The following is a 23712-nucleotide window of genomic DNA, read 5'->3' as shown; positions in this document are numbered from 1 at the left end:
CCTGCGCGGTGGCGGCGGGGATCATCGCCGAGAATGACAAGGCCACGACATCTGCGCCGTAGGCTTCCGCCGCTTCGACGATCTGCTCAGGCGGCGTCTCGGTTCCCAGCGAGAAGCAGCGCGCTCCACCGAGGGTCAGCAGGCATTCCGCCATGAGAAGGCCCAGGGCGTGCGGTTCGCCGGGCACGGTTGTCATCAACACCCGCGGCCGAGCGGCTGCGGGCCGCGGCAGCCCCTCGATCGCCCCGCGCAGGACGCGGACCAGTTGTTCCGTGAAGAGGTGTTCCTCGTAGATGTTCAGCCGGCCGCCATACCAGGCTTCCCCAATCGCGTGGGTCAGGGGCGAAACGCTGTCCTGGACAAAACGGCTGAGGCCCTGCGCGTAGATCGCCGACTGCATGAGGTCGCGCAGCCCGTCGACGTCGTGCCGGCGCAGGCGGTCGAGTGCATCTTCCACCCACACGCCGAGGCTGCCGTCATGAATCCTCCCCGACGCCGGGAAACGTGCGGACAGCGCCTCGAGCGACAGAGGCGCCAGCTTCGCCGGCCGCTCTCCGAGGTCGATCAAGCCTTTCATGAGTCTCAGCTTTTCAACGTCCTCGGTGCTGTAGACGCGATCGCCCGCCGCATCCCGGCAAGGCGCGGGAAAGCCATACCGACGCTCCCACACGCGCAGGGTCTCTTTGGCGACGCCGCTACGACGCTCGGCTTCGCCTATCGAGACCGTCGGGGCCGCGGGGGTTTTGGATAGCGTACTCATCTTGTCCTGGACATTTCTCACTTCGGCTCTAGTTTGTCCAGGACAATAGATCGCAGGAACCGCCATGAACGCCTTTGCGCCCACCGACCTTCCCGACGTCCAGGCCAGCGCCGACCGGCGCGGACAGCCCATTCAGCGCGTCGGCGTGCGCGGTGTGACCCACCCCGTCGCCCTGCTCACCGGGCAAGGTCCCTGCCCCACCGTGGCCGAGGTGGAAATGTACGTCGCCTTGCCGGCCGAGCAGAAGGGCACGCACATGTCGCGGTTCGTCGCCCTGCTCCAGGACCTTAGGCAGCCGCTCGACAGCGCGAGCCTGCCGGCCCTGATGGATGAAATGCTCGACCTGCTGGACGCGGACGGCGGTTACCTTTCGTTCTCGGCGCCGATCTTCCTGACCAAGCAGGCGCCAGTCTCCGGCATTTCCAGTCTCATGGACTACCGCGCGCGCCTGATCGCCGAGCACGTTGACGGCCGCACGACGGTGAGCCTGTCCGTGACAGCGCCCGTCACCAGCCTCTGCCCCTGTTCGAAGACGATCTCGCGGTACGGCGCCCATAACCAGCGGAGCCACATCACGATCACAGCTTCACTGGCGCAGGGAGTCCGCATGCTGCCCGACGACCTGATCCGGATCGCCGAGGACGCCGCCTCCTGCGAACTCTGGGGGCTCCTGAAGCGGGCCGACGAGAAATATGTCACCGAGCGCGCCTATGAGAATCCGAAGTTCGTCGAGGACCTGGTGCGCGACGTCGCGACCCGGTTGTCCGACGACCCGCGCGTGAGCCGCTACGAGGTCTCTTCCGAGAACTTCGAGTCAATCCACAACCATTCTGCCTACGCCTGGATGGAGGGTGCAGGCGCCGCCTAGACCCCTCGCGGCTACTCGGCTGGCAGCGGGCTCGCCGTCTTCGCGGCGGCGGCCAGCTGAGCCTTCCGTTCGCGGCGCCGCGCCGTGAGAATGTGCTCGGTGTAGCCGTTTGGTTGTTCGCGCCCCTTGAAGACGAGATCGAGCGCCGCCTGATAGGCAGATCCGCCTTCGTTGCCGGCCATGGGCGTGTAGTCCGGGTCATCGGCGTTCTGGCTGTCGACCACCTTGGCCATGCGGGCCATGGTCTCGCGCACCTGGGCCTCGGAGCAGACGCCGTGGTGAAGCCAGTTGGCGATGTGCTGGCTGGAGATGCGCAGGGTGGCGCGATCTTCCATCAGGCCGACGTCGTGGATATCGGGCACCTTCGAGCAGCCGACGCCGTGGTCGATCCAGCGGACCACATAGCCCAGGATGCCCTGGGCGTTGTTGTCGAGCTCCTGCTGCACGTCGGCCGGGCTCCAGTTGGACTTGGCCAGCGGCGGGGTGAGCAGTTCGTCCGTGCCGGTCACGGTTCCCGACGCCGCCATCTGAGCCTGCAGGGCCGGGACCTCGACCTCGTGATAGTGCAGCGCATGCAGCGCCGCGGCGGTGGGCGAGGGCACCCAGGCGGTGTTCGCGCCGGCCTTCGGATGGCCGATCTTGGCCTTCAGCATATCGGCCATCATGTCGGGCGCGGCCCACATGCCCTTGCCGATCTGGGCGCGGCCCTGGAACCCGGTCGCCAGGCCGATCTCGACGTTGCGGCGCTCGTAGGCGGGCAGCCAGGGTTCGGCCTTGATGGCGTCCTTGCGGGCGACCGGCCCGGCTTCCATGGCGGTGTGGATCTCGTCGCCGGTGCGGTCGAGGAAGCCGGTGTTGATGAACACCACCCGGTCCTTGGCGGCGGCGATGCAGGCCTTGAGGTTGGCGCTGGTGCGGCGCTCCTCGTCCATGATGCCGATCTTGACGGTGTTGCGGGCCAGCCCCAGAGCGTCCTCGACCAGATCGAACAGGCGGACCGCCAGGGCGACTTCGTCCGGCCCGTGCATCTTGGGTTTCACGACATAGACCGACCCCGCCGGGCTGTTGCGCCGCGCGCCCTTGAGGTCGTGCAGGGCGGCGGTGACGGTGATCAGCGCATCCACAGCGGTCTCGAACACCGGCTCGCCGTCGAAGCGGACCATGTCGGTGGTCATGTGGTGGCCGACGTTGCGGACCAGCAGCAGGCTGCGGCCCTTGAGCGTCAGCGGCTTGCCAGAGGGGGTGGCATAGGTGCGGTCGTCTTCCAGACGCCGCGTCTCGGTCCTTCCGCCCTTCTGGAAGCTGGCGGTCAGGTCGCCCCGCATCAGGCCCAGCCAGTTGCGGTAGACGTTCGTCTTGTCCTCGGCGTCGACGGCGGCGACCGAGTCCTCGCAGTCCTGGATGGCGGTCAGCGCGGCCTCGACCAGCAGGTCGGCGACGCCGGCCGGGTCGTCCTTGCCGATGTTGTGGGTGCGGTCGATCAGGATCTCGACGTGCAGGCCGTTGTGCTTGAGCAGCACGCCGGCGGGCTCATCGGCGTCGCCGCGCCAGCCCGCCAGCTGACCAGGCGTGGCGAGACCGGCTTCCTGGCCGTTCTCGAAGCGGACGTTCAAGTCGCCGTTGATGATCTCGTAGCTGACGGCGTCGGCGTGGCTGCGCAGCGTGAGAGGGGCGATCCGGTCGAGGAACGCGCGAGCGTAGGCGATCACCTTGGCGCCGCGCGTGGGGTCGTAGCCCTTGCCGCCGGTCGGCGGCTCCAGGGCGTCGGTGCCGTACAGCGCATCGTACAGGCTGCCCCAGCGGGCGTTTGCCGCGTTCAGCGCGTAGCGGCCGTTCGAGACGGGCACCACCAGCTGCGGGCCGGCCACCTGGGCGATCTCAGGGTCGACGTTCTGGGTGCCGATCTTGAAGTCGGCGGGCTCGGGCAGGAGGTAGCCGATGCTCTTCAGGAAGGCGGTGTCGTCGGCGACGTCGAAGGGCTGGCCGCGGCGGGCCTTCCAGCGGGCGTCGATCTTCTCCTGCAGCTCGTCACGGCGGCGCAGCAGGCCCACGTTGGTGGGGGTGAAGTCGGCCAGGATGGCTTCCAGCGACGACCAGAAGGCCTGCGGGCCCACGTCGGTCCCGGGAAGCAACTCGGTCTCCACGAAGGACTTCAGCAGGGCGTCGACGACGAGGCGGGGCGTGATGTTCATGGGCCGGACCGGGCTCTTGGAAACTTGGGAACGGTCGCATCATCCCCTGGGGGCGATGCGAAAAAAAGGGCGGCCCGAGACATCCCAGGCCGCCCGTCGGACATGATGAACCGGCGCGCGGGTTACGCGAACTGGTTCATCGTGTTGTGCACGCCGCCGGCCTTCAGGGCCGCTTCGCCGGCGAAGTATTCCTTATGGTCGTCGCCGATGTCGGAGCCCGACATGTTCTGGTGACGCACGCAGGCGATGCCTTCGCGGATCTCCTTGCGCTGCACGCCGGCGACGTAGCCCAGCATGCCCTGGCTGCCGAAGTACTCCTTGGCCAGGTTGTCGGTGGAGAGCGCGGCCGTGTGGTAGGTCGGCAGCGTGATCAGGTGGTGGAAGATGCCCGCGCGCTTGGCCGCGTCCTTCTGGAAGGTGCGGATCCGCTCGTCGGCCTCGGCCGCCAGCTCGGTGGCGTCGTAGTCGACGCTCATCAGGCCGTCGCGGCTATAGGCCGACACGTCCTTACCGGCCGCCTTCCAGGCGTCGTACACCTGCTGGCGGAAGTTGAGCGTCCAGTTGAACGACGGGCTGTTGTTGTAGGCCAGCTTGGCGTTCGGGATGACTTCGCGGATGCGGTCGACCATGCCCGCGATCTGCTCGATGTGGGGCTTTTCGGTTTCGATCCACAGCAGGTCGGCGCCGTTCTGCAGCGAGGTGATGCAGTCGAGGACGCAGCGGTCGGCCCCCGTGCCTTCGCGGAACTGGAACAGGTTGGACGGCAGGCGCTTCGGACGCAGCAGCTTGCCGTTCCGGTTCAGGATCACTTCGCCGTTCTTCAGGTCGGCCGGAGCGATCTCTTCGCAGTCGAGGAAGCTGTTGTACTGGTCGCCGATATCGCCCGGCGTGGTGCTGACGGCGATCTGCTTGGTCAGGCCGGCGCCCAGGCTGTCGGTGCGGGCGACGATGATGCCGTTGTCGACGCCCATTTCGAGGAAGGCGTAGCGCAGGGCGCGGATCTTCGCGAGGAAGTCCTCGTGCGGAACCGTGACCTTGCCGTCCTGGTGGCCGCACTGCTTTTCGTCGGAGACCTGGTTCTCGATCTGGAGGGCGCAGGCGCCCGCCTCGATCATCTTCTTGGCCAGCAGATAGGTGGCCTCCGCGTTGCCGAAGCCGGCGTCGATGTCGGCAATGATCGGAACGACGTGGGTCTCGTAGTTGTCGATCGCGTCGATCAGCTTCTGTTCCTTGGCCTTGTCGCCGGCCGCGCGGGCCGCGTCGAGATCGCGGAACATGCCGCCCAACTCACGGGCGTCGGCCTGCTTCAGGAAGGTGTAGATCTCTTCGATCAGCGCGGGCACCGAGGTCTTCTCGTGCATCGACTGGTCGGGCAGCGGGCCGAAGTCCGAGCGCAGCGCGGCGACCATCCAGCCCGACAGGTAGATGTAGCGGCGCTTGGTGGTGCCGAAGTGCTTCTTGATCGAGATCAGCTTCTGCTGGGCGATGAAGCCGTGCCAGCAGCCCAGCGACTGGGTGTAGTTGGCCGGATCGGCGTCGTACGCAGCCATGTCGGCGCGCATGATGCCGGCGGTGTACTTGGCGATCTCGAGGCCGGTCTTGAAGCGGTTCTGGAGACGCATGCGCGCCACCGACTCGGCGCTGATGCCATCCCAGGGGCCTTCCTTGCTCTTGATGAGCTGGCCCATCTCGATGATGTGGTCTTGGTACGCCATGCGCCGGATCCCCTGGCAGAAAGAGAAGTTGGCGGCGGCGTAACCCGCGGGGCGGGCGCCCGGCGAGAGCGTCCTTGGTCTAGCTGTCATACTTTACAAGATTTCTCTGTAATGTTGTAAAGACTTACACGCCGCGACTTTACAGGAGGCCCGGATGGCTGCCGACCGCCGGCTCTATGTCGGACCCAGCCTGCGGCGCCTTCGCCGCGACCTGGGGCTGACCCAGTCCGACATGGCCGCGGACCTCGAGATCTCACCGTCCTATGTGGCGCTGCTCGAGCGCAATCACCGGCCCCTCAGCGCCGAGCTGCTGCTGCGGCTGGCGCGGACCTACAAGATCGACATGGACGCCCTGGCGGGCGACGCCTCGGCCGACGACATCGCGCGGCTGCAGGCGGTGCTGAAGGACCCGATGTTCGCCGACATCGACCTGCCCAGCCTGGAAGCCGCCGACGTCACCACCAACTTCCCGGGCGTGACCGAGGCCCTCCTGCGCCTCTACACGGCCTATCGCGAGGAACAGCTGGCGCTGGCCGATCGGGGCGTGGCGATCGACGCGGGCCAGCGGGGGGGCGTCGATCCTTCCGATCCGGTGGCGGAGTCGCGGCGGTTTCTGGAGGCGCGGCGCAACAGTTTCCCCAGCCTGGACGATGCGGCCGAGCGGCTGGCCCAGCAGGTGGCTCAGCACGACGGCCTGGCCGGCTACTTCAAGGCCCGCCATGGCCTGCGGGTGCGCCGGCTGCCGCCGGAGGTGATGGTGGGCTCGACGCGAAGGCTGGACCGTCACCGCCGCGAAGTGCTGCTCAGCGACGAGCTGGACAACGCCAGCCAGACGTTCCAGCTGGCGTTGCAGCTGGCCTACCTGGAACTCGAGGACGACGTGGCCGCCATCGCCGCCGACGGCAGCTTCGCCACCGAGAGCGGCGAGCGGCTGACGCGCCGGGCGCTGTCCAGCTACGCCGCCGCGGCCCTGCTCATGCCCTACACCGCCTTCGCGCGTGCGGTGGAGGCGCGGCGCTACGACCTGGAGGCGCTATCGCGGCAGTTCGGGGCCAGCTTCGAGCAGGTGGCCCATCGGCTCACGACATTGCAGAAGCCCGGGCAGGAGCGGGTGCCGTTCTTCTTCATCCGGGTGGACGAGGCCGGCAATATCTCCAAGCGGCTGGACGGGGCGGGCTTCCCGTTCGCGCGGCATGGCGGCGGCTGCCCGCTGTGGAACGTGCACCAGGCTTTCCGCACGCCGCGCCAGGTGGTGACGCAGTGGCTGGAACTGCCGGACGGGCAGAAGTTCTTCTCGGTGGCGCGGACGGTGACCGCGGGCGGCGGCGGCTATGGGAAGGTGCGGGTCGAGCGCGCTATCGCCCTGGGCTGCTCTGCCGAGCACGCGGGGCGGCTGGTCTACACCGACGGCCACCCGCAGGGACCCGAGCACGCGACGCCGATTGGGGTCACCTGCCGGATTTGCCACCGCACCGAATGCACCGCCCGCTCAGCGCCCCCGATCGGCCGTCAGATCCTCCCGGACGACATTCGCCGCACCAGCGCGCCGTTCGGATTCTCGGACAACTAGCTCTTCCATTAGTCTGGCGACGGCCGGCGCCGCGGGCTCTCCGGGACGGGGCGCCGCCTCGAAAACGCCGTACGGCCCGCAAGTCTTCAGATCCCGGTCTGTTTGTCCCTCATGGTTCGGCGCAAGGACTCGCGCGGAGCGGGCCGCCAGGGTCGGCCAGCCGACGTTTCTCCTTGGCGGGACTGGGGATTTCGGGGAAAACCGTCGTTGCAAAGGAGAAACAAGAAAGACATGGCCCCACGTAGCGCCGCGGCGAAGTCCACGGACCGGTTCGAACGCAAGCGTGAGGCGATCCTCGATGCGGCGACCCAGATCCTGAACCGCAAGGGAATCAAAGGCCTGACCCTGGGCGACACGGCCGCCGCGGTCGATCTATCGACGACCAGCGTCACCTACTATTTCAAGCGCAAGGACGACCTGGCGGCGGCCTGCATCACCCGCGGAATCGAGACGCTGCACGATATCGCCGACCTGGCGACCCGGTCGGGCACGCCGGCCGAGCGGCTGCACAACTTCCTGACCCGCTATCTCGACACGCTGGCCCGCGTGACGGCCGGAAAGGCCGCGCCGCTGCCGATCATTTCCGAGCTGCGGGCGCTCACATCGCCGCGGCGCGAAGAGGTGGCCACCGCCTACGGCCGGCTGTTCCGCAAGGCGCGGCAGATCTTCGACCACCCCGACCTCATCTGGATGTCGCGCGGCCGGCGCACGGCGCGCACCCGCATTGTGCTGGAGCAGGTGTTCTGGGGGGGCGCCTGGCTGTCGAAGTACGACCCCGAGGACTATCCGCGCATCCGTGACCGGATGGTCGACATCCTGTTGCACGGCATCGCCACCGAGCGCGACGAATGGGCGCCTGCCGGCATCGACATGGACCAGCTGGCGGCGCGGGACGGCCCCGAGCTGGCGCGCGAGACGTTCCTGCTGGCGGCCACGCGGCTGATTAACCTGCGCGGCTATCGCGGCGCGTCGGTGGACAAGATCTCGGCCGAGCTGAACGTCACCAAGGGCAGCTTCTACCACCACAACGAGGCCAAGGACGACCTGGTGGTCGCCTGCTTCGAGCGCAGCTTCGAGGTGATGACGCGCGCCCAACGGATGGCCATGGAGCTGCCGGGCAGCCAATGGGACAAGGTGTCGGCCTGCGCCGCGGCGCTCGCGGAATTCCAGCTGTCGGACCACGGCCCCCTGCTTCGGACCAGCGCCCTGACCGCTCTCCCGGAACAGATGCGCAAGGTGATGGTCGAGCATTCGAACCGGGTGTCGGACCGTTTCGCCTCGATGATCTCGGACGGCATAGCCGAGGCGTCGCTGCGGCCGGTGGATCCGTTCATCGCCGCCCAGATGCTGAACGCCACCCTGAACGCGTGCGCCGAACTGGGCTACCTAGTCCCGGACGTGCGGCCCAAGGCGGCGGCCTCGGTGTTTGTGCGCCCGCTGCTGATGGGCATCTTCGAGCGGTAGCTGCGCGGAGGTCAGGCGCGCAGGTGGCGATTGCGCGGCCGCCCGGGCCGGCGCTCGGGAAGCGACGGGAGGTCGCCCTCCAGCGTCTTAACGCCGACGCCCAGCCGGGTCGCGACGTCGCTCCGGGCCTCGTCGGGCAAGGCCGCGAAGGCGCGGCGCAGCGCCAGGAGGCATTCGGCGCGGTAGGGCGAGGCCGGCACGCGCCAGGCGACGCCGCAGGCCTGGAAGCAAGCGACGTCTTGTCCTGCCAGGACCGCGTTCAGGTGACCGGTCAGTTCCGGCAGATGGTCGCGCGCTACGAGGGCCAGCAGGGGATCGAGGTCTGCCGGCGCCTCGACGATGTCGGCGGCGCCCGACAGGTCATGGGGGCCGATGCTCCAGAGACGGGCGGTCCACGCCAGCACCGCGGGGGCCGTCTCACGTATCAGGGCGCCTGGCGTCGGATCGCTGGCGAAGTGCCGGAACATGGAGCCGAACAGGCCGAAGTCGGCCTCGCAGGGACGCGGGCCCAGCAGGAAGGGGCGGCTGGCGAGCACCGGCTCCAGTACGGAAAGCACCTCCCCGTAGAGGCGTTCGATGGCCGGGGCCGTTTCGCGGGTGACGCCGTCCCGCGCCAGGAACTCTCGCCGCTGGCGGGCGCGGATGGCCAGGTCGCGGAGCCAGAGGGGGCCCGGAACGTCACGCAGCAGGGTGCGGGCGATCTGACGGCTCATCAGCCGGGCGTCCTCCACGAAGGCCCAGCGATAGTAGAGGGCCGGGCGCCACAGCCACTCGTCGAACGCGTCCTCCAGCAGCAGGCTGATGAAGGCGGCGGCCGGCGCGATGGGGCGCAGGCGCGGTCCTGCTCCCGCATCCTCGAACCGGCTGATGATCGCGGTCGTGTCGGTGAGCCAGCCGCCGTCCGGGGTCTCCAGCTGCGGCATCTGCGCGATCCCGGTGGCGCGGGCGCAGGCGCGGAAGTCGGCCGTGTCCATCTCGACGAACCGGAAGGGGACACCTTTCACCCGAAGATAGGCCTCCAGCTTGCCCGTGAAATAGGACAGCTTCAGGCCGTGCAGCACATGCACGCCGCCGCTCACCGCCGGGCCTTGCGCCGCAAGAGGAGGAATCCGAGCCCGGCCAAGACCAGGGCGACGGCGGCCCCAGCCATGACGGCGATGGAGCCCTTCTGCCGACCGAGAGCGTTCGCCATCAGTTGCTGCTGGGTGGTGTAGCCGGGCGGCAGCTTGGCGACGCCGACCCGGGCCTCGTAGGCGGCGTAGTCCTTGAGCATCTCGCGCAACAGCTCGGGCCGGTCCCGGGCGAGGTCGAGGGTCTCTCCCGGGTCGACGGCAAGATCGTAGAGGCGCCATTGGCCGTCGCCCACCGGCGGCATCACCCGGGTGATCTTGAGGCTTCCGCGGAACAGAGCCGCGTTGCCCGAGACCTCGATGCCCACCGGCTCATGGTCGGCCCGGACGGTCTTCGCTTCGCCGTTCAGGACGGGCCTCAGGCTGCGGCCATCCATGGCCGCGCCGGCCGGGTTGCCCGTGGCGCCGGCCAGGTCGACCAGGGTCGGCGTGACGTCGGTGACGAACACGGGGGCGCCGATCCGGGCGCCGGCCTTCACGCCCGGGCCGGACAGGATCAGGGGCACGCGCAGGCCGCCCTCGGTGGTGTAGAACTTGTACAGTCGGCTTGGCGCCGCCAGGGCGAGCGCCCAGTCGCGGCCGATGAAATTCAGACTGCCCGGCTCCCCCAGCCCGTCCAGCCGCCAGGCGTAGCCGTTGAGGGGCATCCAGATGTTCATGCCGGGCGCATGCACCGGATCGCTGAACTCCGGACCATTGTCGGAGGTGACCACGAACAGCGTGTTGTCCAGCTCGCCCCGATCCTCCAGGTGCCGCATCAGTCGGCCGATGCTGGCGTCCATGGACTCCAGCATGCCGGCATAGACCTCCATGGCCCGGGCGTAGACGGCCCGCTCCTCTGGCGTCAGCGCCTCCCACGCGCGCGCGTCCTGTGGCATGCCGGTGGTGGGCGCGTCGGGCGGTATCAGGCCAAGGGACTTGGCGCGGGCGTTGCGCGCCGCCCGCATCGCCGCCCAGCCCGCGTCGAAGCGGCCCTTGTAGCGATCCGATACCGCCTTGGGCGCTTGGACCGGGATGTGCACCGCCTGGAAGGCCAGGTACGCGAAGAAGGGCTGCGCGCCGGCCGGCTTCTCGTCGATATAGGTCCGCAGGCGGTCCACCAGCAGGTCCGACGAGTAGAACCGCTTGGGCATCGTTGCCGGCTTGCCGTCCTCGAACCAGGGCGCCTCGGTGTAGTAGGGCATGTAGGGCTTGGGGGCCCAGTTGTCGGCGCCGGACGCATCGAGCGCCAGGGACCGATCGAAGCCGTGGCTGTTGGGCAGGGCCCCCTCGCCGTGCCCCAGATGCCATTTGCCGGCCATCAGGGTGCGGTAGCCCTCGGCCTTGAGCCGGTCGGCGATGGTGAGCACGCCGGGCTCGATCTTCAGGCCGTAGCCGCGCTTGTCTTTCTGGGAGGGCGGCAGGATCTCCTCGATGGTCGCCACCCCGGCCCGGTGGTTGTCCACGCCGGTCAGCAGCATGGCCCGCGACGGCGAGCAGAGCGGCGAGGTATGGTAGTTGGTGAACATCGCCCCCGAACGCGCCAGTTGGTCGATGTGCGGCGTGCGGGCCTCGCCGCCGAAGGCGCCAAAGTCCATCAGGGCCGCATCGTCCACCAGGATGAGCACGATGTTCGGGCGTCGGGCGGCCGGCGCCTGCGGGATCGCGCTCGGCGCGACCGCGGTCTGCGACAGCGCCGCGGGCGCCGGGCTCAGGGCGATCAGGCCCGCCAGACTGAAGCCGGCGAGACGGCATCCGATGGCGCAGCGCATGACGTCCCCCGAGATCATTGGCGCGTGATTGTGGCATACATAGTGCCACAAGTCAGCGGTGCGGGCGCGATGGCTAGGCCTTCTGCTGTGGGATCTCGCCTGAGCCCACGCCTGGCCCGGCTTCGGCGGCGGCGACTTCGCCGGCGGCGTCTCGGGCTTTGAGGACCTCAAGGTTCTCCAGGTGCTTCTTGCGGTTGATGGTGTAGGCCGAGATCAGGCCGATGCCGACGGCGTAGAAGCCGACGATCATCGGGATGTAGGCCAGGCCCAGGTTGCGCAGGACCTCTTCGGGCACCTGGCCGGGCCGGGCCTTTTCGCCGAACCCGACGAAGGCCAGGACGCCGGTCGCCACCAGGATGCCGCCGCTGGAGGTGGCCTTGCGCAGCAGGTTGTTGGCCGAAAGCAGCAGGCCCTCGGAGCGGCGGCCGGTCTTCACCTCGGCGTCCTCGACCACGTCGGCTATCAGCGAGGCCAGCAGGATGGCGATGATGCCGGCCAGCGTGGCGTTGATGATCTCCTCGCCGTAGAGCAGCCAGAGCAGTTCAGGCGTGCCGTTGGCGGGGGCGAGGTCCAGCAGACGCAGCGACACGGGCGTGATGTGGACGGCCACCGCGGCGATGAAGGTGAAGATGGCGCCCCACTTCTTGCCCATCCACTTGCCGACGAAGGGCGCCAGGAACACACCGATGAAGCCGCCGACCACGCTCATCGTGGCGAGGCCCGCCAGCTGCCGCTGCGAGAGCTCCCAGAAGTATAGGCCGAAGTAGATCTCCAGCCCGTTGCGGGCGCCGACCCCCACCGCCACGAACATGCTGGCCAGCGCCATGGCGATGAACGAGCGGTTGTTCAGCGTGTGGAACATCTCCACCGCCATGCCCTTGAGCGTGACCGTCCGCGTGGGGGCCTCTGACAGATAGGGGATGCGGTGGGCGGTGCCGAACACCGAGATCAGGATGGTCACGAAGATGATGATCGCGCCGGTCAGCGAGTATCCGAAGTAGCCCTCGCGGGCGAGCACGCCGCCCGTGCCGTCGGGATGCTTCTTCAGGAACCATTCGTAGGCGGCGATGGTCATGCCCAGGCCGCCGGCGACCAGGAAGAAGTGGCGCAGCGCCATCAGGTTGGTGCGCTCGTCGTAGCCCTTGGCCAGCTCGGGCGCGAGGGCCTGGTGCGGCAGCTCGAAGAAGGTGTCGAAGAAGCGCACGGCGAAGATCAGGACCATCAGGTAGAGGCCCAGCGCCTCGTCGGTCCACCCGATGGGCGGGTTCCACAGCATGAAGAAGCAGACCGCATAGGGCAGGGCGGCGGCCAGCATGAACGGGTGGCGGCGTCCCCAGCGCGTCCGGACGTTGTCCGAGATCTGCCCCAGGATCGGGTCGAGCACGGCGTCGAGCAGCAGCGCCATGGCCAGGATGCCGCCCACCATCTGGGGCGGCAGGCCGACCACCTGGTTGTAGAAGATCACCAGGAACGTCGAGAGCGCCCGGAGCTTCAGGTTGGTGGCGGTAGAGCCAACCGCATAGGCCAGCTTGGTGGCGAACCCGAGGCGTGGCGCATCCTGCGCGCCGGCGGCGGCCTTCATTCAACGTTCCTCCCGCGGGGGTCGGCGTAAGCGTCTATGCGCCCATCCGCCGGCCCGAAGGGGTCACGCTAACCCAGGGGCAGCGCCGGCTGTTTTCGCTGCGGACACATTGTCCGGTCGCTGGTGCTCGCGATGGCGCTCGATGTCCTCGGGCTCCTCGTGGTCCAGGTCGCGCAGCTCGGTCCGGGCTCCGGTGGTGGCGCGCAGCAACTCGTCGAGCTTGGCCTGGATGGCCTGGGTGTCGCGATGGGCCGCGCGCTGGATGAACAGGGTCATGAACCACGCGCCCAGCGCGGCGCCGCCGTGCATGTCGAAGCTGCCGGGATCGAAGACCAGCCAGGCGACGACGTAGAGACTGACGGCGACGAAGGCGATGGGCCGGGCGGTGACGACACCCAGCTCGGTGAGAGCGCGACGGAAGAGGTTGGCCATCCGCCGCGAACGCGGGGACAGCCCAGCCTGTTCCGGATCAGCCCGCGACCAGGATCACCTTGCCGACGTGGGCGCCGCCTTCCAGGTGGGCGTGGGCGGCCGCCGCGTCCTCCAGCGGGAAGGTCTTGTCCACCTGCGGCTTGATCTTGCCGGCGGCGATCCAGGGCCACACGACCCGTTCGATCTCGGCGGCCAGGCGGGCCTTCTCGTCGGCGTCGCGCGGGCGCAGCGTCGAGCCGGTGATGACGGCGCGCTTCATCATGATCCGGAAGATCGGGATGTTGAGTTCGGCGCCGCCCAGGGCCGCGATGAAGACGATGCGGCCGCCGGTGTTCAGCGCGTCCAGGTTCTTCGACACATAGTCGCCGCCTACCATGTCGAGCACCACGTCGACGCCGCCCTCGCGCTTGGCGACCTCGGCGAAGTCCTCGGCGGTGACGTCGACCGCCACGTCGGCGCCCAGGGCCAGCGCGGCCTTGGCCTTGTCTGCGCCGCGGCCGGTGGCGATCACCCTGGCGCCGGCGGCCTTGGCCATCTGGATGGCGGTGACCCCGATGCCCGAGGTTGCGCCGTGCAGCAGCAGGGTCTCGCCGGCCTTCAGGCCGCCGTGCTCGAAGACGTTGGCGTAGACGGTGAAGACGGTCTCGGGCAGGCCCGCGGCGTCCTCGAAGCTGAAGCCCGCCGGGATCGGCAGGGCATGGCGCGCATCGACCACGGCGTACTCGGCGTAGCCGCCGCCGCCCAACAGCGCGGTGACCTTTTCGCCCACCTTCCAGCGCCCGGCGGCCACGGCCACCTCGCCCGCGACCTCGAGACCCAGCGTGTCGGGCGCGCCTGGGGGCGGGGGATACATGCCCAGCCGCTGGACGATGTCGGGACGGTTCACGCCGGCGGCGCGCACCTTGATGAGGATTTCGCCCGGCTTGGGCTGCGGCCGCGGAATGCGGACGGGCTTCAGCGCCGAAGCAGGGCCTCGCCCGCCTTCGACGGCGATGGCGGTCATGGTCTCGGCTTCGGTGGAAGAGGTCATGGATCGTCCTGAATCTTGCGTTGTGAGCCCGTAGACGGTCAGATAGCCCTGCAATAGGGGGACGCAAAGGGAGGGTTCGGTATGGATGAACCTGCTGACGTCCGGGTCGGCCGTGGCCAGAGGCTCGTCGAAGCCTGCCGCGAGGACCTCGACCTGTACTCCGTTTCCGAGCTGGAGGAACGCCTGGAGATCCTGGCGGCCGAGCGCGAACGTGTGAGCGCCCAGATCGACAAGAAACGATCAGGCCGCGCCGCCGCCGACGCCCTCTTCGCACCCCGCGCCGGCTGAACACCCGGTGGCATGGCCGTTGCAGCGGCCGGTCATCCGCGACGTTTTCGTTCAGAGCGTGGAAACCACATCCGATGTAGAGTGGGGCCGATGCAGGACACCCTTAAGCCCGACTGGCGCGACGACGTGATCCAGGACTTCGCCAGGTCCGAGCTGTTCGAACGCACCTTCCAGGAAGGCATGGAGCTGGTCGAGGAGACCGCCTCCTACCTCGACGGCGAAGGTCGCCAGGAATCCAAGCTGCTGTCGCGGAACGCCGCCCTGGCGTACGCGGCCGAGAGCATGCGGCTGACCACGCGCCTGATGCAGGTGGCCTCGTGGCTTCTCGTCCAGCGCGCTGTGCGCGAGGGCGATATGGCCCCGGCGGCGGCGTGCGAGGATCGCTACCGCCTCAACGCCGACGAGGTTTCTCGCAAGGACTCCGAGACGGCGCGCAGCGAGCTGCCCCGCGGCCTCACGGGGCTCGCCGACCGCGCCGAGCGGCTCTACGAGCGCGTCCGCCACCTGGACCGCCGCATGTACCTGGACAGCCAGACCGCCGAGCCGGCCAATCCGGTCCTGGGCCAACTGGATCGCCTGAAGAGCGCCTTCGGGGGCTGACGCCCTTTATGGCGGCGGTGCGAAGCGACGCGCTCAGTGCGCGCCGCAGGCGCTGTCTTGTTTAACCACGAACCACACGAACCACACGAACGGAGCCTGCTGCCCGCAGGGCTTGGGTCGTTTTAGCGTGTTCGTGTAGTTCGTGGTCAATCTATCGGCGCTGACGCGCCACCGCGGCTAAAGGCTCGCGTACACGAAAAAACGCCGCGAAGGAGGTCCCCTCGCGGCGTTCTTGAAGCTCAGAAGTTGGCTTTCGCCTACTTGCGCGTGAAGGCGCCGAACTTGGCGTTGAAGCGCGACACGCGGCCGCCGCGGTCCAGCATCTGGTGGCCGCCGCCGGTCCACGCCGGGTGGGTCTTCGGATCGATGTCCAGGTTCAGCGTGTCGCCTTCCTTCCCGTAGGTGGAACGCGTCTTGTACGTGGTGCCATCGGTCATCACGACGGTGATGAAGTGATAGTCGGGATGGATGTCTTGTTTCATCGAACGGACGCCTGACGTATGGAGCGGCCGAATTTGGCCGGCCGCCCGAGAAGGGCGGTGAAATTGGAAGCCGCGCGTATAGAGAAGCGCGGGGCGGAATGCAAGGTACGATGCGATGAGTGAGCCGGCGTCACAGACTTCCGCGGCGAGCGCCGCAGCGGAAGGCCGGCCCAGCGAGGGCCAGGCGCTGGCGCAGAGTCTCGCCGAGAGCGCGGCCAAGCGCGGCAAGAGTCGCAACATCGGCGCCCTGCGACGCCTGGCCCCCTTCGTGGCCGCCCACTGGGGCCGGGGCGCCGGCGCGTTCGTCTTCCTGCTGCTGTCCAGCGCGGCGACCCTGGGCATGTCGGGCGCGATCCGGCTGGTGGTGGACCACCTGACCGACGCGGGACTCTCGGCGGCCGACGTCGACCGGCGCTTCCTGGTGGTGGGGGCGGTGGCCGCGACGCTGGCGATCGCGACGGCCATGCGGTTCTACTTCGTCACCAGCCTGGGCGAGCGCGTGGTGGCCGACCTGCGCAAGGCCACCTACGCCCATATCCTGAAGCTGGACCCGGCGTTCTTCCTGCAGACGCGCACGGGCGAGGTGCTGAGCCGGCTGACCACCGACATCGCCATCGTCGAGACGCTGCTGGCCACCTCGATCTCGGTGGCGATCCGCAACCTGCTGATTCTGGTGGGCGCGCTGATCCTGCTGGTGTTCGTGAGCGCGCACCTGACGGGCCTGGTGCTGCTGACTTTCCCCTTCGTCCTGGCCCCGCTGTTCCTGTTCGGCCGCCGGGTGCGCAAGCTGACCAGCTCGGCCCAGGACCGGTTCGCCGACGCGGTGGGCTCGGCCGGCGAGAGCCTGGATGCGCTGGAGACCGTGCAGGCCTTCGGCCGCGAGCGGGCGGCCGCCGAGCGCTTCGGCGGCGCGGTGGAGACCGCCTTCAAGGCGCAGATGAACCGCATCACCACGCGCGCGATGATGACGGCCGCGGTGATCATCCTGGTGTTCGGCGGCATCGTCGGCGTCTTCTGGCTGGGCGTGCACGCGGGCCTGCGCGGTGACATCAGCTGGGGGGCGCTGTTCCAGTTCGCCTTCCTGTCCGTGATGGCCGCCAGCTCGGTGGGCGCACTGGGCGAGACCTGGGGCGACGTGCAGAAGGCCGCCGGCGCCATGGAGCGGGTGGGCGAGCTGCTGGACGCGCGTCCAGGCGTCGCCGCGCCCGCCAACCCCACGGCCTTGCCGGTCCCGCCGCAGGGCGCCGTGGCGTTCGAGGCTGTGACCTTCGCCTACCCCGGGCGACCCGACGCGCCGGCGCTGAAGGACTTCACGCTGAGCGTGCGGCCGGGCGAGCGGGTGGCGCTGGTGGGGCCATCGGGCGGGGGTAAGAGCACGGTGTTCCGGCTGCTGCTGCGCTTCTACGATCCGCAGGCCGGGCGGGTGCTGCTGGACAGCGTCGACCTGCGCCAGGCCGATCCGGCCGAGGTTCGCGCCCGCATGGCCCTGGTGGCCCAGGAGAGCCCGCTGTTCTCGGGCTCGGCCGCCGAGAACATCCGCTTCGGACGCGATGGGGCCAGCGATGAGGACGTCCAGGCCGCGGTCCGCGCGGCCCAGGCCGAGGGCTTTCTGTCGAGCCTGCCCGAGGGCCTGCAGACCCGGGTCGGCGACCGCGCGCGCACGCTGTCGGGCGGCCAGCGCCAGCGACTGGCGATCGCGCGGGCCCTGATCCGCGAGGCGCCGATCCTGCTGCTGGACGAGGCCACCAGCGCCCTTGACGCCGAGAACGAGCACCTGGTGCAGCGCGCGCTGGACGAGGCGATGCAGGGGCGCACCACCCTGGTGATCGCCCACCGCCTGGCCACCGTCCTGAAGGCCGACCGCATCGTCGTGATGGACGGCGGGCGCGTGGTCGAGGAAGGCACGCACGACGAGCTGGTCGCGAAGAAGGGGCTGTACGCGCGGCTGGCCGCGCTGCAGTTCGAGGCGGCTTAGAGGCTGCCAGTTCCTCCCCCTGCGGGCGAGGACCTAGCCTCGCACCTTCACCGCCAGCCCGGGGAAGTCGCTGAACACGCCGTCGACGCCGGCGGCGTAGAGCGCCTTCAGCACGGCCTCGGCGTCGCCATGGTCGGCGGGCTTGTCGCCGCGCTTCAGCTTGGCCGGCAGGAACTGGTTCTCGGCGCGGACAGTCCAGGGATGGACCTGCAGGCCCGCGGCGTGGGCGTATTCCACCAGCTTGGTGGGCGAACCCAGGCCGCCGTCGACGATCGGCACGACCAGCGGCCACTCCGGGCCCAGGCCGTCGGCGAAGGCGGCGATGGCCTTCAGGTCTTCCGGCGTCTTCGTGGGAACGGCGGCGCCCTCGCGGGCCACCAGCATCACACGGCGCGCCTTGGACATCGTCTTGAAGGTCTTCAGCGGCCCGTCCTCGAAGCACTGGACGAAGACCGGGGCGTCGCGGCGGTCGAGGCCGTTCTTCTTCAGCAGGTCGGCCAGGCGCTTCTCGATCGGCAGGTTGATTCCGGAGAAGTACGTCGGGTGCTTCATCTCGGGGTAGACGCCGATGGTGCGGCCGGTCCGCCTGGTCTCGGCCTTGGCGAAGTCGACCACCTCCTGGAAGGTCGGGATCGTCTCCTGGCCGTCGAACTTCGCGCTGCCGGGGCGCAGCGCGGCCAGGCGCTCGTTGCAGCGCAGGGTCTTCAGTTCGGCCAGCGTGAAGTCCTCGGTGAACCAGCCGTCGATGAGCTCGCCATCGATGCGCTTCATGGCCTTGCGCGCGCGGAACTCGGGCCGGGTCGCGACGTCGGTGGTGTAGCGGATCTCGTTCTCGTGGCGGACCACGAGGTGGCCGTCCTTGGTGACCACAAGGTCGGGCTCGATGAAGTCGGCCCCCTGCTCCACGGCCAGGCGATAGGCGGCCAGGGTGTGCTCGGGCCTTTCGCCGCTGGCGCCGCGGTGGGCGATGACGATGGGCTTCGCAGGCTTTGCGAAGGCGGGCGCGGCGGCGAGCGCCGGGGCGGCGAGACCGGTGGCGGCGAGGGTGCGGCGGGTGATCATGCCGCCATACTAGCCGCTATTTTGCGGCAGTCAGGCGACTGAGCAGCTGCGGGTGCAGATCGAGGTTGCCGGCGCAGATCGAGCCCTTGGTCAGGATGTCGGACCCGCCGTCGGCGTCGGTTACCTTGCCGCCCGCCTCGGTCACCAGCAGCACGCCGGCCGCCAGGTCCCAGGGCTTCAGGTCACGCTCCCAGTAGCCGTCGAAGCGGCCGGCGGCGACCCAGGCCAGGTCGAGCGAGGCGGCGCCGAAGCGGCGGACGCCGGCCACACGCTGGCTGATCTGGTGCAGTTCCTTGAGGAAGGTCGCGTGTTGGCCATGGCCCAGGAACGGGATGCCGGTGGCGAACACCGCCTCGTCCATGTGCTTCCGCGCGGCGACCCGCAGGCGCTTGTCGTTGACGAAGCAGCCCTTGCCCTTCTCGGCCCAGAACGTGTCGTTGGTGATCGGATTGTGGGTCAGGGCGGCCACGACCACGCCCTCGCGCTCGAGCGCGATGTTGATGGCGAAATGCGGGATGGCGTGCAGGAAGTTGGTGGTGCCGTCGAGGGGATCGACGATCCAGCGGTGAGTCTTGTCCGAGCCCTCGATCATCCCGCGCTCTTCGCCCAGGAAACCGTAGCCGGGCCGCGCCTTTGTCAGCGACTCGAACAGCACCTGCTCGGCTTTGAGGTCTGCAGCCGAGACGAAGTCGGCCGGGGCCTTCTTGGCGACCTGCAATTCGGCGAGTTCGCCAAAGTCACGGTTGAGCCCGCGCGCGGCCTTGCGCGCAGCGTCGCTCATCACCTTCAGGAGGGCGGATTGGGTGCTCACGGTTTCAAAAGATCTCGGGCGAAATTGGGCGCGGAACCTAGTGCCGGGGGTCGCCCGGCGCAAGCCGCGTCGCTAAGCTCTACCGCATGCACGACGATGTGACGCGTGAGGCCCGGTGTTTCTGCGGTGGCCTGCGGCTGACCCTCAAGGGCGATCCCTTCTATGTCTCGAGCTGCGCCTGCACTCGCTGCCAGCGGCGGACGGGCGGCTTTTTCGGGGTGACCGTCTATGTTCGGCCCGAACAGATTCTCGAGCGGTCCGGCGAAACGCGGACGTTTCACCTGACCGACGGCTCGACCACCTTCCACCGCTGCGCGCACTGCGGGACCAGCATGTGGTGGGTCCCGGACGGCGAGGATGACGTGATCGGCCTGGCCGGCGGCTGCTTCGTCGGTCAGGGCCTGCCGGCGCCGCAGCGCATGGTGTTCACGGCGACGAAGCACCCCTGGGTGTGCCTGCCGGACGGGTTGCCGACCTTCGAGGACGCGCCGGGCTAACCTCTGTCTGCCAGTCCCGCGGCGATCTCGGCGTTGATCGCCCTTACGGCCGCCCCGGGATCGGCATGGCTCCATACGCCTGCGGAGACGGCCAGGAAGTCGGCGCCGGCGGCGGCGAGGCCGCGGGCGTTGGCCGAGGTGATGCCACCGATGGCGACGCAGGGGACCTCCATCGTCTCCTGCCAGATCGTCAGGATCTCGGGGTCCGCGCGGGCGGGGGCGTCCTTGGTGGTGGTGGGGAAGAAGGCGCCGAAGGCCACATAGTCTGCGCCGGCCTCGGCGGCCTCCATGGCCAGATGGCGGCTGTCATGGCAGGTCACGCCAACCATCCGGTCCTTGCCCACGATGCGGCGGGCCTCGGCGTAGCTGGCGTCGGTTTGGCCGATATGGACGCCGTCGCAACCCAGCTTCGCGGCGAGGTCCGGACGGTCGTTCATGATCAGGGCCACGTCGCGCGCCTGGGCGATGGGCGCAATCACATCGACGGCGGCGGCGATGATGTCGTCGGGCTGGTCCTTGAGCCGGACCTGCAGCGCGGCCACGTCCCCCGCGTCGAGCGCGTGGGCGAGGGTGCGGCCGAACGCGGCCAGGTCGTCCAGGCGCGGCGGGGTGATCAGGTAGAGACGGCAAATCGGCTGGGCCATGGCCCTACCTACCGCAGCAGCAGCCCCAGCGCATAGGCGATCGCGGCGCACGAGGCGGCGCCAGTGACGGCGAGGCCGCCGAACCAGGCCAGCCGCTTCCACAGCGGGGGCAGCGGGGCGTCCGCTTCGGGGGGAGGTTCGATAACGGCCCGCATGGGCTTCACCCTACATCAGCACGCGTCCCCTGCGTTAACCAACTTATGCGAATGACTTGCAAAGGCAGTCGCAAGTTGCTACCTCTCAAGCATCAGCCAGGAGCCGCTCGCGCGTCCCATGTACGTCTGTAACTGCAACGGCATTCGTGAGCGGGAAGTGCGTGCGGCGATCGCGGCCGGTGCGACGCGACCCGCGCTGATCTTCAGGGCCTGCGACTCGGAAGCCCAGTGCGCGCGCTGCGTCTGCGACATGCGCAAGATCCTGCAGGAAGAGCGGGAAACGCTGCGTTACGCGGCCGAGTAGGCTTCGCACGCGCCGGTTTCGGCGAGCGAAAATCATTCGCAGAGTTTTCGGCGGTTTTTTGAGCAACCGCAAATCACTCGCATATATAGGCTTTGACACTGTGCGCCTGCCGAAGGCATTCCGAATCCAGTGATTGGATGGAGGCTCTACGGTGCAAGGCGACAAGGCCATCATAAAGCTGTTGAACGCAGTGCTCACCAACGAGCTGACCGCGGTCAATCAGTATTACCTGCACGCGCGCATGTACGATAACTGGGGTTTCGCGCGCCTCGGCAAGATTACCTATGAAGAGTCGATCGGCGAGATGAAGCACGCCGACAAGCTCATCAAGCGGATCCTGTTCCTGGACGGCCTGCCCAACCTGCAGGACCTGCACAAGCTCTCGATCGGCGAGAACGTGCCCGAGGCGCTGGCGGCGGACCTGGGCGTCGAGGTCGGCGGCCGCAAGACGCTGATCGACGGCATCAAGCTCTGCGAGGACCAGGCCGACTATGTGACCCGCGAGGTCCTGCGCGAGATCCTGTCGGACACCGAAGAGCACATCGACTTCCTTGAGACCCAGCTTTCGCTGGTGAAGAGCCTCGGCGAGCAGAACTACCTGCAGAGCGCCATGGGCGAACTGGCCGAGGGATAGGCGCGCCGCCTTCTCCGCTGGCAGGAGAAGGCATTGCTCGAAGGGCCGCATGCGCCCTACCGTCTCGCCAACGAGAACGCGGCGGGGGATGGGCGTATGGCGGCAGCGGCCGAGGGACAGCCGGCGAAGGCGCAGGGCAATGCGACGGTGGTCGCGGGCGCCTCGGTCGGGACCGTGTTCGAGTGGTACGACTTCTACCTCTACGGTTCGCTGGCCGGCTTCATCACGACCCACTTCTTCTCGGGCGTGAACGAGGTCACCGGCTACATCTTCGCGCTGCTGGCGTTCGCGGCCGGGTTCGCGGTGCGGCCGTTCGGGGCGATCGTGTTCGGGCGGCTGGGCGATCTCTGGGGGCGCAAGAACACCTTCCTGGTGACCATGCTGCTGATGGGCCTGTCGACCTTCGTCGTGGGCCTGCTGCCCAGCTATGAGACCATCGGGATCGCCGCGCCGGCGCTGCTGATCGTCCTGCGCCTGGTGCAGGGCCTGGCGCTGGGCGGGGAGTATGGCGGCGCGGCCACCTACGTGGCCGAGCATGCGCCGCCCGGAAAGCGCGGCCTCTACACCAGCTGGATCCAGACGACGGCGACGGCGGGCCTGTTCCTGAGCCTGGTGGTCATCCTGCTGGTGCGCACCAACATCGGCGAGGAGGCTTTCAAGGCATGGGGCTGGCGCATCCCGTTCCTGGTCTCGATCCTGCTGCTGGGGGTCTCGCTCTGGATCCGGCTGCGGCTGAACGAGAGCCCGGTGTTCCAGCAGATGGTGGACGAGGGGAAGACCTCGAAGAAGCCGCTGACCGAGAGCTTCGGCCAGTGGGGCAACCTTAAGCTGGTCATCCTGGCCCTGCTGGGGCTGACCGCCGGCCAGGCGGTGGTCTGGTACACGGGCCAGTTCTACGCGCTGTTCTTCCTCGAGAAGATGCTGAAGGTGGACGGCGCGCTGACCAACACCCTGGTCGCCGTGGCGCTGCTGCTGGGCACGCCGTTCTTCGTGTTCTTCGGCTGGTTGTCGGACAAGGTGGGGCGCAAGCCGATCATCCTGGCCGGCTGCGTGCTGGCGGCGCTGACCTACTTCCCGATCTTCAAGGGCCTCACCGAGGCGGCGAACCCGGACCTGGCGCATGCGACCAGCCGCGCGCCGGTGATGGTGGTGGCCGATCCGGCGACCTGCCACTTCCAGTTCGACCCCGTCGGCAAGCAGGCCTTCACCACCGCCTGTGACGTGGCCAAGGGCGCGCTGGCCAGCGCCGGCGTCAGCTACATCAACGTCTCGCCGAAGGTCGCGACCGAGCCGGCCTTCATCATGATCGGCCAGACCAAGGTCCCCAGCCTGGACGGGACCGCCATGGCCCCGGGGGAGTTCAAGGCGGCCAAGGAGGCCTGGACCAAGGACTTCGCCGCCCAGCTCAAGGCCGCCGGCTACCCCGCCAAGGCCGATCCGGCCAAGGTCAACAAGCCGATGGTCGTGGGGCTGCTGTTCCTGCTCGTGCTGTACGTGACCATGGTTTACGGGCCGATCGCGGCGGCGCTGGTCGAGATGTTCCCGGCGCGGATCCGCTACACCTCGATGTCGCTGCCGTACCATCTGGGGAACGGCTGGCTGGGCGGGTTCCTGCCGACGACGGCGTTCGCCATGGTCGCCGCCACGGGCAACATCTACTACGGCCTCTGGTACCCGATCTCGGTCGCCGCCTTCACGGCGGTGGTGGGCTTCCTGTTCGTCAAGGAAATGGGCGGCAATCGCATCGAGGACTGATCCCGATCTCG

The 23712-nt window shown here is 68.6% G+C and carries 23 protein-coding genes; 10 read left to right on the top strand and 13 right to left on the bottom strand.

The window, feature by feature from the left end; genetic code table 11:
* The coding region (locus EPN98_RS18140) for a MerR family transcriptional regulator (RefSeq protein ID WP_293364331.1) at window positions 1-826 on the bottom strand (826 nt) is incomplete at its 3' end.
* Between EPN98_RS18140 and folE2 the strand changes: the two genes are divergently transcribed.
* The gene (folE2, locus tag EPN98_RS18135; RefSeq protein WP_293364330.1) at window positions 825-1628 is read left to right on the top strand and encodes a GTP cyclohydrolase FolE2; all 804 of its coding nucleotides are present in this window, start codon (window positions 825-827) and stop codon (window positions 1626-1628) included. The genes EPN98_RS18140 and folE2 overlap by 2 nt on opposite strands.
* Before the next feature lie 11 nt (window positions 1629-1639).
* On the opposite strand, the gene EPN98_RS18130 is transcribed toward folE2, so the two are convergent.
* On the bottom strand, window positions 1640-3820 hold the full coding sequence (locus EPN98_RS18130; RefSeq protein ID WP_293364329.1) for a malate synthase G: 2181 nt from the start codon (window positions 3818-3820) through the stop codon (window positions 1640-1642).
* Window positions 3821-3942: 122 nt separating this feature from the next.
* Entirely contained in the window at window positions 3943-5535 is a 1593-nt protein-coding gene (locus EPN98_RS18125; RefSeq protein WP_293364328.1) for an isocitrate lyase, read from the bottom strand.
* Window positions 5536-5689: 154 nt separating this feature from the next.
* Here EPN98_RS18125 and EPN98_RS18120 point away from each other — a divergent pair, with 154 nt between their 5' ends.
* Window positions 5690-7105 carry a short-chain fatty acyl-CoA regulator family protein gene (locus EPN98_RS18120; protein WP_293364327.1) on the top strand — a complete coding sequence of 472 codons (1416 nt, stop codon included), beginning with the start codon at window positions 5690-5692 and terminating at the stop codon, window positions 7103-7105.
* A 231-nt stretch (window positions 7106-7336) separates the two neighbouring features.
* On the top strand, window positions 7337-8569 hold the full coding sequence (locus tag EPN98_RS18115) for a TetR/AcrR family transcriptional regulator (protein WP_293364326.1): 1233 nt from the start codon (window positions 7337-7339) through the stop codon (window positions 8567-8569).
* Window positions 8570-8580: 11 nt separating this feature from the next.
* Here the strand turns inward: EPN98_RS18115 and EPN98_RS18110 are convergent, their stop codons facing one another.
* From EPN98_RS18110 to EPN98_RS18090, 5 genes are all read right to left on the bottom strand, one after another.
* Window positions 8581-9648, bottom strand: coding sequence for a glutathione S-transferase family protein (locus EPN98_RS18110; RefSeq protein WP_293364325.1), 1068 nt, complete (start codon window positions 9646-9648; stop codon window positions 8581-8583).
* Window positions 9645-11450, bottom strand: coding sequence for an arylsulfatase (locus EPN98_RS18105; protein ID WP_293364324.1), 1806 nt, complete (start codon window positions 11448-11450; stop codon window positions 9645-9647). Before EPN98_RS18105 ends, EPN98_RS18110 begins: the two co-directional genes overlap by 4 nt.
* A gap of 73 nt (window positions 11451-11523) precedes the next feature.
* Window positions 11524-13032 carry an MFS transporter gene (locus tag EPN98_RS18100; RefSeq protein WP_293364323.1) on the bottom strand — a complete coding sequence of 503 codons (1509 nt, stop codon included), beginning with the start codon at window positions 13030-13032 and terminating at the stop codon, window positions 11524-11526.
* Window positions 13033-13095: 63 nt separating this feature from the next.
* The gene (locus EPN98_RS18095; RefSeq protein WP_293364322.1) at window positions 13096-13464 is read right to left on the bottom strand and encodes a low affinity iron permease family protein; all 369 of its coding nucleotides are present in this window, start codon (window positions 13462-13464) and stop codon (window positions 13096-13098) included.
* A 37-nt stretch (window positions 13465-13501) separates the two neighbouring features.
* Window positions 13502-14494 carry an NAD(P)H-quinone oxidoreductase gene (locus EPN98_RS18090; protein ID WP_293364321.1) on the bottom strand — a complete coding sequence of 331 codons (993 nt, stop codon included), beginning with the start codon at window positions 14492-14494 and terminating at the stop codon, window positions 13502-13504.
* Between the two features lie 81 nt (window positions 14495-14575).
* Between EPN98_RS18090 and EPN98_RS18085 the strand changes: the two genes are divergently transcribed.
* On the top strand, window positions 14576-14782 hold the full coding sequence (locus EPN98_RS18085; RefSeq protein WP_293364320.1) for a DUF1192 domain-containing protein: 207 nt from the start codon (window positions 14576-14578) through the stop codon (window positions 14780-14782).
* 90 nt (window positions 14783-14872) lie between these two features.
* Window positions 14873-15382: a DUF1465 family protein gene (locus EPN98_RS18080; protein WP_293364319.1), complete on the top strand. Its 510-nt coding sequence runs from the start codon at window positions 14873-14875 to the stop codon at window positions 15380-15382.
* 257 nt (window positions 15383-15639) lie between these two features.
* Here the strand turns inward: EPN98_RS18080 and rpmE are convergent, their stop codons facing one another.
* On the bottom strand, window positions 15640-15864 hold the full coding sequence (gene rpmE / locus EPN98_RS18075; RefSeq protein ID WP_293364318.1) for a 50S ribosomal protein L31: 225 nt from the start codon (window positions 15862-15864) through the stop codon (window positions 15640-15642).
* Between the two features lie 115 nt (window positions 15865-15979).
* Here rpmE and EPN98_RS18070 point away from each other — a divergent pair, with 115 nt between their 5' ends.
* Window positions 15980-17839 (top strand): ABC transporter transmembrane domain-containing protein, encoded by a 1860-nt coding sequence (locus tag EPN98_RS18070; RefSeq protein ID WP_293364317.1) that lies wholly within the window; start codon window positions 15980-15982, stop codon window positions 17837-17839.
* 33 nt (window positions 17840-17872) lie between these two features.
* Here EPN98_RS18070 and EPN98_RS18065 read toward each other — a convergent pair whose 3' ends face one another.
* Together EPN98_RS18065 and EPN98_RS18060 are read right to left on the bottom strand one after the other, a co-directional pair.
* A complete protein-coding gene (locus tag EPN98_RS18065; RefSeq protein WP_293364316.1) occupies window positions 17873-18901 on the bottom strand; it encodes a glycerophosphodiester phosphodiesterase in 1029 nt (342 codons plus the stop codon).
* Between the two features lie 16 nt (window positions 18902-18917).
* Window positions 18918-19712, bottom strand: coding sequence for an inositol monophosphatase family protein (locus EPN98_RS18060; RefSeq protein WP_293364315.1), 795 nt, complete (start codon window positions 19710-19712; stop codon window positions 18918-18920).
* An 86-nt stretch (window positions 19713-19798) separates the two neighbouring features.
* On the opposite strand from EPN98_RS18060, the gene EPN98_RS18055 reads away from it, so the two are divergent.
* Entirely contained in the window at window positions 19799-20209 is a 411-nt protein-coding gene (locus EPN98_RS18055) for a GFA family protein (protein ID WP_293364314.1), read from the top strand.
* Here the strand turns inward: EPN98_RS18055 and thiE are convergent.
* Window positions 20206-20853, bottom strand: coding sequence for a thiamine phosphate synthase (gene thiE / locus EPN98_RS18050; RefSeq protein WP_293364313.1), 648 nt, complete (start codon window positions 20851-20853; stop codon window positions 20206-20208). The two genes, EPN98_RS18055 and thiE, sit on opposite strands and share 4 nt — an antisense overlap.
* Window positions 20854-20861: 8 nt before the next feature.
* The gene (locus EPN98_RS18045) at window positions 20862-21008 is read right to left on the bottom strand and encodes a hypothetical protein (protein ID WP_293364312.1); all 147 of its coding nucleotides are present in this window, start codon (window positions 21006-21008) and stop codon (window positions 20862-20864) included.
* A 118-nt stretch (window positions 21009-21126) separates the two neighbouring features.
* Here EPN98_RS18045 and EPN98_RS18040 point away from each other — a divergent pair, with 118 nt between their 5' ends.
* The 3 genes from EPN98_RS18040 (at window position 21127) to EPN98_RS18030 (ending at window position 23701) form a co-directional block, all read left to right on the top strand.
* Complete coding sequence (locus EPN98_RS18040; protein ID WP_293364311.1) at window positions 21127-21312, top strand: (2Fe-2S)-binding protein; 186 nt, start codon at window positions 21127-21129, stop codon at window positions 21310-21312.
* 151 nt (window positions 21313-21463) lie between these two features.
* Window positions 21464-21946, top strand: a complete 483-nt coding sequence (gene bfr / locus EPN98_RS18035) for a bacterioferritin (RefSeq protein WP_293364310.1) — start codon at window positions 21464-21466, stop codon at window positions 21944-21946.
* A 96-nt stretch (window positions 21947-22042) separates the two neighbouring features.
* Window positions 22043-23701: an MFS transporter gene (locus EPN98_RS18030; RefSeq protein ID WP_293364332.1), complete on the top strand. Its 1659-nt coding sequence runs from the start codon at window positions 22043-22045 to the stop codon at window positions 23699-23701.
* Window positions 23702-23712: the final 11 nt, after the last annotated feature.

This window comes from Phenylobacterium sp. (assembly GCF_004299445.1).
Taxonomy (GTDB): Bacteria; Pseudomonadota; Alphaproteobacteria; order Caulobacterales; family Caulobacteraceae; genus Phenylobacterium.
This window is presented reverse-complemented; position numbering and strand designations above follow the sequence as displayed.

Excerpts from the sequence above, each read along its gene's own strand:
- EPN98_RS18080 (WP_293364319.1), top strand. The coding sequence starts at position 14,873 with ATGCAGGACACCCTTAAGCCCGACTGGCGCGACGACGTGATCCAGGAC.
- EPN98_RS18030 (WP_293364332.1), top strand. The coding sequence starts at position 22,043 with ATGGCGGCAGCGGCCGAGGGACAGCCGGCGAAGGCGCAGGGCAATGCG.
- EPN98_RS18105 (WP_293364324.1), bottom strand. The coding sequence starts at position 11,450 with ATGCGCTGCGCCATCGGATGCCGTCTCGCCGGCTTCAGTCTGGCGGGC.
- EPN98_RS18065 (WP_293364316.1), bottom strand. The coding sequence starts at position 18,901 with ATGATCACCCGCCGCACCCTCGCCGCCACCGGTCTCGCCGCCCCGGCG.
- EPN98_RS18115 (WP_293364326.1), top strand. The coding sequence starts at position 7,337 with ATGGCCCCACGTAGCGCCGCGGCGAAGTCCACGGACCGGTTCGAACGC.
- EPN98_RS18130 (WP_293364329.1), bottom strand. The coding sequence starts at position 3,820 with ATGAACATCACGCCCCGCCTCGTCGTCGACGCCCTGCTGAAGTCCTTC.
- EPN98_RS18040 (WP_293364311.1), top strand. The coding sequence starts at position 21,127 with ATGTACGTCTGTAACTGCAACGGCATTCGTGAGCGGGAAGTGCGTGCG.
- EPN98_RS18125 (WP_293364328.1), bottom strand. The coding sequence starts at position 5,535 with ATGGCGTACCAAGACCACATCATCGAGATGGGCCAGCTCATCAAGAGC.
- EPN98_RS18095 (WP_293364322.1), bottom strand. The coding sequence starts at position 13,464 with ATGGCCAACCTCTTCCGTCGCGCTCTCACCGAGCTGGGTGTCGTCACC.
- EPN98_RS18045 (WP_293364312.1), bottom strand. The coding sequence starts at position 21,008 with ATGCGGGCCGTTATCGAACCTCCCCCCGAAGCGGACGCCCCGCTGCCC.
- thiE (WP_293364313.1), bottom strand. The coding sequence starts at position 20,853 with ATGGCCCAGCCGATTTGCCGTCTCTACCTGATCACCCCGCCGCGCCTG.
- EPN98_RS18120 (WP_293364327.1), top strand. The coding sequence starts at position 5,690 with ATGGCTGCCGACCGCCGGCTCTATGTCGGACCCAGCCTGCGGCGCCTT.
- rpmE (WP_293364318.1), bottom strand. The coding sequence starts at position 15,864 with ATGAAACAAGACATCCATCCCGACTATCACTTCATCACCGTCGTGATG.
- folE2 (WP_293364330.1), top strand. The coding sequence starts at position 825 with ATGAACGCCTTTGCGCCCACCGACCTTCCCGACGTCCAGGCCAGCGCC.
- EPN98_RS18070 (WP_293364317.1), top strand. The coding sequence starts at position 15,980 with ATGAGTGAGCCGGCGTCACAGACTTCCGCGGCGAGCGCCGCAGCGGAA.
- EPN98_RS18100 (WP_293364323.1), bottom strand. The coding sequence starts at position 13,032 with ATGAAGGCCGCCGCCGGCGCGCAGGATGCGCCACGCCTCGGGTTCGCC.
- EPN98_RS18090 (WP_293364321.1), bottom strand. The coding sequence starts at position 14,494 with ATGACCTCTTCCACCGAAGCCGAGACCATGACCGCCATCGCCGTCGAA.
- EPN98_RS18085 (WP_293364320.1), top strand. The coding sequence starts at position 14,576 with ATGGATGAACCTGCTGACGTCCGGGTCGGCCGTGGCCAGAGGCTCGTC.
- EPN98_RS18055 (WP_293364314.1), top strand. The coding sequence starts at position 19,799 with ATGCACGACGATGTGACGCGTGAGGCCCGGTGTTTCTGCGGTGGCCTG.